Origin of the sequence: Parasulfitobacter algicola (genome assembly GCF_013315265.1) — a bacterium.
Lineage (GTDB): Bacteria > Pseudomonadota > Alphaproteobacteria > Rhodobacterales > Rhodobacteraceae > Parasulfitobacter > Parasulfitobacter algicola.
The window spans coordinates 1-9,577 of sequence record NZ_JABUFE010000031.1; the positions used below are offsets into that span (position 1 = coordinate 1).

At 54.2% G+C, this 9,577-nt stretch carries 8 protein-coding genes and 2 pseudogenes; 8 read left to right on the plus strand and 2 right to left on the minus strand.

What is annotated here, in order from left to right; all coding sequences use genetic code 11:
* Positions 1-325: 325 nt before the first annotated feature.
* From HRQ87_RS19700 to HRQ87_RS19715, 4 genes and pseudogenes are all read left to right on the plus strand, one after another.
* Positions 326-1,273, plus strand: coding sequence for a hypothetical protein (locus HRQ87_RS19700; RefSeq protein ID WP_174140160.1), 948 nt, complete (start codon positions 326-328; stop codon positions 1,271-1,273).
* 2 nt (positions 1,274-1,275) lie between these two features.
* Positions 1,276-1,701: a hypothetical protein gene (locus HRQ87_RS19705; RefSeq protein WP_174140161.1), complete on the plus strand. Its 426-nt coding sequence runs from the start codon at positions 1,276-1,278 to the stop codon at positions 1,699-1,701.
* A gap of 130 nt (positions 1,702-1,831) precedes the next feature.
* A complete protein-coding gene (locus HRQ87_RS19710; protein ID WP_174140162.1) occupies positions 1,832-2,779 on the plus strand; it encodes an ankyrin repeat domain-containing protein in 948 nt (315 codons plus the stop codon).
* 312 nt (positions 2,780-3,091) lie between these two features.
* A pseudogene (locus HRQ87_RS19715) lies at positions 3,092-3,424 on the plus strand (transposase); the annotation flags it as partial.
* Between the two features lie 12 nt (positions 3,425-3,436).
* Here the strand turns inward: HRQ87_RS19715 and HRQ87_RS19720 are convergent.
* Positions 3,437-3,661, minus strand: a pseudogene (locus tag HRQ87_RS19720) (transposase); the annotation flags it as partial.
* 128 nt (positions 3,662-3,789) lie between these two features.
* On the opposite strand from HRQ87_RS19720, the gene icmT reads away from it, so the two are divergent.
* The 4 genes from icmT to repC all read left to right on the plus strand — a co-directional run bounded on the left by icmT (position 3,790) and on the right by repC (position 8,227).
* Positions 3,790-4,071: an IcmT/TraK family protein gene (gene icmT / locus HRQ87_RS20725; protein ID WP_217430525.1), complete on the plus strand. Its 282-nt coding sequence runs from the start codon at positions 3,790-3,792 to the stop codon at positions 4,069-4,071.
* 210 nt (positions 4,072-4,281) lie between these two features.
* The gene (locus HRQ87_RS19725; RefSeq protein ID WP_174140163.1) at positions 4,282-5,637 is read left to right on the plus strand and encodes a ParA family protein; all 1,356 of its coding nucleotides are present in this window, start codon (positions 4,282-4,284) and stop codon (positions 5,635-5,637) included.
* Positions 5,634-6,668: a ParB N-terminal domain-containing protein gene (locus tag HRQ87_RS19730; RefSeq protein WP_174140164.1), complete on the plus strand. Its 1,035-nt coding sequence runs from the start codon at positions 5,634-5,636 to the stop codon at positions 6,666-6,668. The genes HRQ87_RS19725 and HRQ87_RS19730 overlap by 4 nt, the downstream gene beginning before the upstream one ends.
* A 233-nt stretch (positions 6,669-6,901) precedes the next feature.
* Positions 6,902-8,227 (plus strand): plasmid replication protein RepC, encoded by a 1,326-nt coding sequence (gene repC / locus HRQ87_RS19735; protein WP_174140165.1) that lies wholly within the window; start codon positions 6,902-6,904, stop codon positions 8,225-8,227.
* 36 nt (positions 8,228-8,263) lie between these two features.
* On the opposite strand, the gene HRQ87_RS19740 is transcribed toward repC, so the two are convergent.
* Positions 8,264-9,337 carry a tyrosine-type recombinase/integrase gene (locus tag HRQ87_RS19740; protein WP_425501614.1) on the minus strand — a complete coding sequence of 358 codons (1,074 nt, stop codon included), beginning with the start codon at positions 9,335-9,337 and terminating at the stop codon, positions 8,264-8,266.
* Between the last annotated feature and the right edge of the window lie 240 nt (positions 9,338-9,577).

Consider the following 9,577-nt stretch of genomic DNA (forward strand, 5'->3'; position numbering starts at 1 on the left):
CAGTGGATACCGCAGATACCACCGCACCGCACACAGAATGACCTCTTTCGGAAAGCGATGATGTTTGAACGGGGATTGCGTGGCATGGCGAACCTCAAAAGCAAAGATCTCGCTGACACGCCAGGTTAATGCAACAGTCCCGTAATTCCTACGTCACGGTGAAAGAATCTCTTTTAACCCATGTCGCTGAAAGAATAGAGTTTCGGTGTGGAGCACCGACTTTTATCATGAAATCCGACGGAACAATTGAGCTCTCTGGCCTAGATATAAAAGTAAACGGGCGAAGGGCAATTATTGCAAATGCTGGTAGGATCGATCTTAACTAATGGCCGATAAGAAAAAAATGGGTGCTATAGCTTTAACTTGCGTTGTAGCGGCAAGCTTGGTGGCGTACCTTTTATTATCAGAAGAGACAGGCGCGGTTTGTAACCGGCAAGCGATTGGTTTGGAAGATAACGCGCCGCTAGAACTAGCGGCAATTCTTAATGAAGACTGTATGAAACATTTTATGAAGGAAAACCCTGACCGCATCCCTGCGGCGTTGGTAGATTTCAAATATCCAACATTGCTCTTGGATGCGGAACCTCAGGACGATGTTTTTGCGCTTTTCCAAGCAGCTATATTCTCTGGAGAACGTTCTTTTTTTGAAAATGATCTATCAATACGTGAACGTCTTTCAAAAATGCGCCAGACCGCTGAAATTTCTAGTATGATTGATTTTGTCGTAGCCAGCCAAACAGAAACCGCCGCGGGCTATGTGCCAAATGACATGGAAAGATTCCTAACCTTTCTACCAGTTTGGAAAAATGCAGTGGGCCAGACGTTGTTTTTAGATCATTGTGCTGATTATGATTGTGCCGGTCACATCACATCCTGCCCTGTTAGGCTGGGATTGTCAGACAAGGCAGCGCTTGTAGAAGGCGATCGTAGCTTGGCCGAAACGATAGCACTGTGCCCAATTGCACATGATTGGGAAAATGGGCAGCAGTGGTTCACGGCTCTACGACAAGCAGGAGTCGTTGACACGACTTGCTCCGTGACGACTCAGGTAAATGCCGCTTTGAACGACGGTAGGTCTATTGAGAATGCATGTTTCTCGCAAGAAAATCAGATTGGTGATTATTCTGACAACACATCCAGCGACGTCGTCACCTTTATAAAACAGAAGGTTCAGACAGATGTGCCCAAGACAATAAATGCACAGTCCCTGGAAATAATTATACGATTTTCACCCGAAATCGCCGAATATCTGATGACGCTGCAAGGAGATTAATCGTGGTAGAATTCACTAAAGAAGAGCTAGACGCATTTTTATCGAAAAAAGAATTTGATTTCGAAACAGTCGCCGGCCGGGATGAATTCTTTGAAGAGCGAAGAATTGGCGGCGGCGGTAGAGATTCCGATGGTTTTCAACTTCGCGATATTAAGAATTACGCAGTGGGCGTTGCAAACATTATCTCTTCAGGAGCATCACTTCGAGGAGGTCACGCAGAACAAGGACACGACGGTCGGCAAGAATTATACGTGGCAAAGGCGGGCCGCACCATCACGCTTGAGGCCGGCGATCAGATCAAACTGGTCTGCGGTCAATCGCGCATCACGATGAAGTCCAACGGCACGATCGAGGTCAACGGAAAGACTATCCTCGAAGTCGCGGACAAGCTGATCAAACTCAATGCCGATGTCGTCAAGATCAACTAACCTGCGCCGGCTGGCTCCTGCACTTGTCGTCTTGCTGACATCGCTCGCCCTTGCCGCCTGCCTTCCCGAACGGAGCGCCGGTTGCAGCGACGCACCCTTCCCCCAAACATCACCGGTCGAGGATCAAGCCATGCGCGACACCCTGGAACGTATCGTCGTCTGCCTCGATGACGACGACGCCCGCACGAAAGCCGCCAACATGGCCCCGAACGCCAGCGAGGCCCTGCGTGCGGAACTGGCCAATCTCTACGCGGGCGAGGCACCGCAGATCGAAGCGCTCCGCGCCCTCGGCGACGAAATCGACCTCAAACTGCGCCCTGTCTCGCGCCCGCCCCACACGACCTTTCTGACCGAAGCGGTCAATCACAAGAACTACGCCTGGACACGGGCCCTGCTGGAGGCGGGCGCCGACCCGAACGCGTCGGGCAGCCTGATGGCCTACAACGCCTCCCGCGAAATCTTCAACGACACCACCCGTGCCATCCAGACCTTCGCCGATGGCACCCCCGCCATTCCGTTCCTGCAAGCCTATCTGGACCACGGCGGCGCGCTCGACACGACAGCAGGCGGTGATTACGGAAACGCGACCTTGATCGAGGCGCCCTTTCGCAACCTGCCCGCCCGGGCCTTTCTTCTTGAACAAGGGGCCGACCCGTGGCTGACCGCGCGGACCAGTCATCTGGCGTTCGGATCAACCTTTGCCTGGTCCTACATCCGCGGCGTCAGGGCGTCCGACTACGCAGAGGAACTGTACGTGCTGCTCCGCCGCGGTCTGATACCGCCCCCACCTTCCGAAGATTTTCAGGCGCGTATGCAGCGTATGATCGTGGAAGACCTCCAGGAATTCGGCCCGGCAAGCGGTCCATCGGATCGGCAGCTTCTGTGGCGAATTCAGAAGGTCGCCGACGCACTGATCGAGCAGGGTGTGATGCAACCAACACCCGAGATAACGGCATTGTTGGAACGCGATCGGATACCGGATTCAGACGTCGACGGCTGGTACCTCGCCAAAGACCAGCTGCACCAAGCGCCCGACGATCATCGCCGCGGCACCGATCCCGGCTCGGAGGTTTGGTAATTCGATGACCACAACCATGGGGTCGATTCCGGTAGAGGGCAGGATCGTATCATAAGGAGTCGTTTGTGGCGCCCTGCCCTGCCCCATGCCAGATCAACCGCTTAGGCTAGACAAAAACCCCCGGCAAAAACTTTGCAGTTTTGGCAGGTTTCTGCCGCTCTTCCGGGTAGCTTTTTAACGGAACAGAAGCGTTCGAACGGTTCGCGTGTACTGTCGCAAGCCCTAAGTTAGATCATTGATTAATTTCTCAAGAACTGGCTTTGCAAGTAGCTTTGCGGCTGTAGCCTCCGCCTCAACTTCACCGTAATGCTTAGTGTAACGCTTTTGATCGACATGCCGGAGATCGGAGATATGGATAACAAGCAGGCGGCCAGTCTGGCTGGACTTGCGCCGGTCTCGCAAAGTTCAGGAAAATGGCAGGGCAAGGAGAGGATCCAAGGTGGTCGGGCCCAGCTGCGCAAGGCTCTGTACATGCCGGCACTCGTTGCCACACGCGTGAACCCAGATATGACAAGAAAATACAATCAACTCATCGATGCTGGAAAACAGAAAAAGGTCGCTCTAACCGCTATCATGCGCAAGCTGCTTGTCATGGCAAATGCCTTGCTACGCGGCAATCGAATGTGGACCGAAACTCGGCCTTGACCAAGACGGATACTCCTCCTTGAGAATGCGGTTCTCCCGTCGAAGCCGCTCGTTCTCACGGGCAAGATCAAGGTCTTTATCTGACAAAACTTCTGTGTCCCGGTGCGAAGTGATCCACTTGTTCAGCGTCGATAGCCCAACACCCAAATCTGAGGCCACTTGCTTCCTGCTCAGCCCACTCGTCAGCGCGATCCGCACCGCATCAGCGCGGAATTCGTCCGTCCGTTTCAGTCCCATAGTTCGTCTCCTTTGTTGCAGTAAATGCTATCAAAGGAGCGGCATCAAACCGCGACAGGTCCAAGTAGTCCTTCATGCCCGACGAGCTCTACAACATCTACCGATCCACAATCCATTGGCGCTACGCCATGGCGAGGCCCCTTCTGGCTTTCTTTGACGCGCGATTGATCTTCCTCATCGCATTCTTTGCGTTCCATATTCGGTGGTGGACGTTTCTGATATTGGTCATCGCGCGGACGTTGTTTGGTGTGGCGGAACAGCTGAACTACTCGTTGGCAAGCCTGGTCCGGTTACTGAAGTCCAGACTGACGGGTAGGTGTAGATCGGCTGTGCCATACACAAGGCCGAGGTCGATGGAGGAGTACTCACCAGGCCTTGCAATGAGAGATGAGGCCAAACCCTTCCGCTGACATAGTCGTCTATGGAGAAGCGCTCGGACGCTCGTATTTCCATTTTTTGCACGCGTGCAAAAAGCAGTATTATTACCTGATTTCGCATGGTAGAGGGCCATATCGTGCGTCAAAATCCGGTAGGCGTACAGTATCTATACAAAAGTATAAAAACCGTGCTAATTTGTCGGCGTAGCGATTCCACAAGAGAATCGATGGAGAGCGGTGAAGATGGGCGGCAGCATAGAGCAATTCCTGCAGGAGCTGGAGAGGGGTCTGGATAGGAGCCTTGTTTCGGTTAACAAGGAACTCACACTCAGAGAGAGAATTAAGCGTTCCTGGTCGATGAGGCAGTGCGCGCGGTTTCTCGATATCAGTCACCAGCACCTGACAAAGTTTGCCAAGGACAATGAAGACTTCCCTGCTGGAAAGCATGTAGGTCGCGAACGTGTATTTACTCTGACAGAGCTCATGCACATTCGGGCTCTTATGGCCGCGACTGCGAAGAAACCAGAACACTTTCTCGCTTGGAGAAAGGCCGACGATCCGCTTCCGGTTATCTCCTTCGCGAGCCAGAAAGGTGGCACTGCGAAATCACTCAGCGCTGCCCATTTTGCTCAATATCTAAGTTTGCACTACGGTATGCGGGTTGGCGTGATGGATGCTGATCCACAGAGTACCATCACTCTTTATTTTGTTGGCGGCGAGGAGATGCCTACCCTACCAAACGAAGACACCCCGACCATGGTGGACTTTGCGGGCCTTTTCCAAACTGACGAAAACATCCCCTATACGGATTATGATGCAGAGACGCTGAACGGGTTTTTCAAGAAGACTTCTTGGCCAGGCGTGCGGCTTGTTCCGGCGCACGGCGAGACTTCGGAGGGAGAAATCCAGATCGCGCGAATGTTGAGGAGTGATACGCCCGGTAAGCGTTTCTACAGATTTCTCCGAGATGCGATTGATCGTTGGAAAGAAGGTAACGTTCCACAGACGAGACCAGAAGAGATCGCTCAAGGGGGAAAGGTCGATCGGGACAAACTAGATGCGGCACTCACAGAAACACTGGATTGCATCATCATCGACTACCAGCCAGCACTGACGCTCTTTCAATTGAACAACGTTATGGCGTCTACGTCCCTGATCATACCCCAGACGATGAAGGGCTTTGATATCGCAACACTCTCGACTTTTGTCACGGGGTTGTTGACGATGCTCAGGCATATTTTTGCGACCGATCGCATCGATATGGGCGGAGCGGCACACATGCTTCTTCCTACAATTGTTCAGCGGACCAATGAGCAGGACCTCACGCAGGTTGGCAACCTGCTTGAAAACTGTCCGGATGAGGTTTTACCCGTTTTCTACCTACGCTCTGATTCCATCTCGAACGCTTCTGATGTTTACCAGTCTGTCTATGAATACGAACCCGATACCCCAGGTAAGAAGAAGGGCATCAATAAGTTCATAGAAAACGCGGATGCCGTCAACGACGCTATCGTGGAGAGGCTCTGGCCCGGTCTGGAACGAGGCTATGCGAAGGCCTGGATGGAAGACTTCTATAGTTTTGAGGAGGACGAGGCATGAAGCGAACTCTGAGCGGGTCAATCCTCAAGAAAAAGCCAAAGGACGAGAGGGAAGCAGCTGTCGCACCCTCTGGTACTGAAGAAAATCCTGCGGATGTTCAAAGCGCATCCAGCTCGGGTGTAAAGCCACGTTTGGGCGGATCAGGCAGTGCTTGGAAAGCGGGCGCGTTAACCGATGCTGAGAAGCTTCTAAAGCAAGAGCGCGCGCAATCGGTTGAAATGATTTTGAGTGGCCAACAGGAACTGACGATATGGCCTGACCAAATCGTTGATGTTATCGGCTCAGATCGAAGAGACGACTGGCGGTATCAGGAAGCCTTTGCGAAGTTGAAGACCAGCATCGAAGCTAATGGTCAAGACACACCGATCACCGTTTGGCCCGCTGATCCCAACTGGCGCCCAGATGAACGTGAACCGGGTAATGTCGAAGGTGTTGATTTTCACCTCATTGTTGGGCGTCGGCGACATGCCATTCTCGAGGACCTCAACCGCCCCGTAAGAGCATTGCTTGGCCAGCAAGTCAAAAGGGGTACTGAAGAGGAGCAGTTTGAAGCCCTCTTCATGCGGTTTCGTGAAAATGAGGAACGAGAAAACCTCAGCGCTTTTGAGCAACTCGTGGCCATCGGGGAAATGTTTGAACGCCTTCAAGAGGCCAATCCTGGCCAAAAGGTTAAGGCATCAGATTTCGCCCAACGCGTTGGAATTCATGATAGCGCAGTTTCGAGAGGCCGGGCTGTTTTTGCGGCCCAGGAGCAGATTTTGCACACGTGCAAAAACGCCTACGAGCTTAGCCATCGCGACCTGGAACGTGTCCTTAAAGACGTCACGGACAAGCCTAGCAAGCCTGCGACAAAGAAGACGAAGTCGAAGGCAATCGTGGTTGAGAGGAAGATCGGGAATAAGAAGCTCTCTGTGTCTGGGCAGGGAGGGAAGCTGTCTGTATCGGCTTCTGGTCTCGCCCTGGACAAGGACGTCTTAAATGAGCTGAGCGACATCATCGCTGAGTACTTGAACAACAAGGGATCCAAGTAAGAGGCAGGGGCCGCAACAACGGCTCATAGGATCCAAATACATGGTTAGAAACAGGAAAAATATGTAGTGATTTAACGGCAAAAGAAAAGCCCCCCACCTTGCGGACGGAGAGCTGATCTATCTGTGTTGCAGCTTTTAGATAGCACCTCCCGCAAATTGTTGTCAACAAAACACCGATCCGGTGAACGCAATTCTTTTGCCTTCTTTCGAGCAGAGGAGGTCAAAAACCCATTATGACACATACAGGTTGGCGCAAGCCAACACCGGGCCTTGTGCAAGCTGAAAAGTATGCTCAAGCCGGTGAACGGCTAGCTGTACCCAAATCACAGGCAATCGTTGCGGCGAAGAAAGTCGCGGCCGCGATCGGACTCAAGTCCCAGGACTTGCTGCTTCTCGACACGTTTGGGGCGGTCACACAGCCACAGGACTGGGAACAGGGCAGGAGACCCATCGTATGGGCATCCAACAGCTTCCTCATGGAGCAGACGGGATTTTCCCTGGCGACACTCAGAAGGCACGTCCGCCAGCTGTGTGAGGTCGGGATCATCGCCATGAAGGACAGTCCCAACGGCAAACGCTACGGTGCGCGGGACCAGGATGGTTACATCGTGCAAGCCTACGGCTTTGACCTTGCGCCTCTGGCGGCGCGTGCCGAGGAGTTTGAGGCCCTGCATGCTCAGCTTCAAGAGGAGCGTCAGTTCTGCAAATCGCTGCGTAACACGATCACCATCACGCGTCGTATCATCCGTGCCAAGATCGAGAAAGCGATGGAGAGCCGCATGAGAGGGCCCTGGAAGGACTTGCAAGACGAGTTCGGAGTGATGCTGGAGCGGCTTCCTAAGCGCTCTGCTGACTCACAGAAGCTCATGGACGTCGTCGAGTGGTTCAAGGCCTTACAGGAGCGCGTAGAGGCTGCCTTCGAGGCGGCGTTCGACTGGCCGGACAGATCTGAGGCCGAAAGTTCGGTGGAATCGGTCTCAAAGGATGCTGGAGACAGCGATAAGGCTGTCTTTATTTATAAGAATCTGATACCCAGGAGTCTCAAAAATGAGGCCCACATACTAACTACAAACGAACCTGATCCTGTAAACAGTAATCGCTTTGAAACAAAGCACTCGGCGGGCGCAGAGCCAGGAACCCCAACCGATGTGCCGGTTGAGAGACCGGAAGATGTGGACTTGGGAGGCGAGTGGAGCATGCAGACCCGCAAACGCCGTTCAGATATTGATGTGCCGACGCTGATGGCAACCTGCCCGGAGTTTGGCGAGATGGCGCGGGAGCTGGAAGGTTACATCCGCGATTGGAACGGGGTCCACCGCGCCGCAGGCAAGATCAGACCGATGGTCGGCATCTCGGAACACGCCTGGAATGTGGCCCAAAAAGCGCTTGGAGCCGAGGTCGCAGCGGCGGCGATCGCCTTGATCTACGACAAACATGCTGCCGGTGAGGTCAATTCACCCGGTGGGTATCTGCGCGGCATGGTGCAGAAGGCGCAGGATGGCGAATTGCATCTTGATCGCAGCTTCTACGGTCGCTTGAGTGAGAGGGCAGGCGCGTGATGAGGTCCAACGAAGGGCGCTGGCGCAGATCTACGGCTAGAGCCCGGCGGCCTTGGTCAGGTTCACTCGGAACCGATCCCGTCTGCGCTGGTAGACCCGGGTCTGCTCTGCGGATGCGTGACCCAGATGTTTTTGTACGTAGCGCTCATCGACTTCAGCGTAAGAGGCGAGGCCGGAGCGGAGCGAATGACCCGAGAAGAGAGCCAGGCGTTCCTTGTCGGTCAGTTCGGATCGAATATTGGCGTCGAGCATCGTGCGCTTGATAAGCCTAGCGACGTGTTTGTCGGATAAGCGATCCGTTTCCACTCCAGAATTGTCCCGCAGCACCCGCCGGAAGATCGGACCATGGGCGACCTTTGCGAAGTGGAGCCATTGCTCGAGGGCATGTACGGGGCAGCTTTGCTCGGACGAGCCGCGGGCGATCTCTTTGTCCTTCCACCCGGTCTTGGTGCTGAGGATGACAATCGCACCTTCGTCCTCGATCTCGACCCAGCCACGGCCGTCTTCGGTCTCATCCCGGTTGACGTCCAGCCCAACGATTTCTGACCGGCGCATCCCGCCCGCATATCCGATAAGAAGGATGGCCCGGTCGCGCATGTCACGCAGGCTGAATGTCAGTGCGGCGACCATCTTGAGCAGCTCTTCAGGGGTCACCGGTTCCTTCTGCACAGGTGGTTTGCTGTGTTGGCGTTTGATCCCGGCCCAGACCGAGGCGATGTGGCGATCTTTAAGATCGAGATAGAGTCCGCGCTGGCGATAGTTCGACGAGATGCCGGACAGGCGGCGCTCAATCGTGCTGACAGAGAGGGCAGAGGATCCGTCCTGCGGCTTGGCGCAGTCGGTGATGTAAAGACCGATCACAGCAGGGGAGGGGACCAGTGCATCGACACCCTTGCGACGGCACCAGCTCGCAAAGTGCTTCCAGTCCGCCCTGTAGGCCTTGTTGGTGTTTTCGGCCGTGGCGGCTTCGGCGTAATTACGCGCCTGGTCGACAAGCCTGTCGAGGGAGCCTGAGCCGGCGACATGATCGGGCAGGGCGATTGCTTGATTGTCCAACTTATCGTCGCCTGCTTCATCACCCAGAAGCTCGTCAAGATCGATATCGTGCATATCATCGGTCGATGCGGCTTTAAGACGATCCCTCTCGTCGCGCTGAGTTGCGATCGATAGGCTGTGGGACACTGCCGTGGAAATCTCGGTCTCAGGCAGATCGGAAAGGGGTGGTTTCGGCTCGTTTTTGGGTAATTTGCTCATGTTTCTAAGTCTATCCCGATTGCGTCCGATAAGGCAACCTTATTGGACATGAGTGAGAGCCGCAGGGTGGGGCGGTTACTGCACTATATTATGGAC

Coding starts and splice junctions, on each gene's coding strand:
- icmT (WP_217430525.1), top strand. CDS start 3,790: ATGGCGAGGCCCCTTCTGGCTTTCTTTGACGCGCGATTGATCTTCCTC.
- HRQ87_RS19740 (WP_425501614.1), bottom strand. CDS start 9,337: ATGCACGATATCGATCTTGACGAGCTTCTGGGTGATGAAGCAGGCGAC.
- HRQ87_RS19730 (WP_174140164.1), top strand. CDS start 5,634: ATGAAGCGAACTCTGAGCGGGTCAATCCTCAAGAAAAAGCCAAAGGAC.
- repC (WP_174140165.1), top strand. CDS start 6,902: ATGACACATACAGGTTGGCGCAAGCCAACACCGGGCCTTGTGCAAGCT.
- HRQ87_RS19725 (WP_174140163.1), top strand. CDS start 4,282: ATGGGCGGCAGCATAGAGCAATTCCTGCAGGAGCTGGAGAGGGGTCTG.
- HRQ87_RS19700 (WP_174140160.1), top strand. CDS start 326: ATGGCCGATAAGAAAAAAATGGGTGCTATAGCTTTAACTTGCGTTGTA.
- HRQ87_RS19710 (WP_174140162.1), top strand. CDS start 1,832: ATGCGCGACACCCTGGAACGTATCGTCGTCTGCCTCGATGACGACGAC.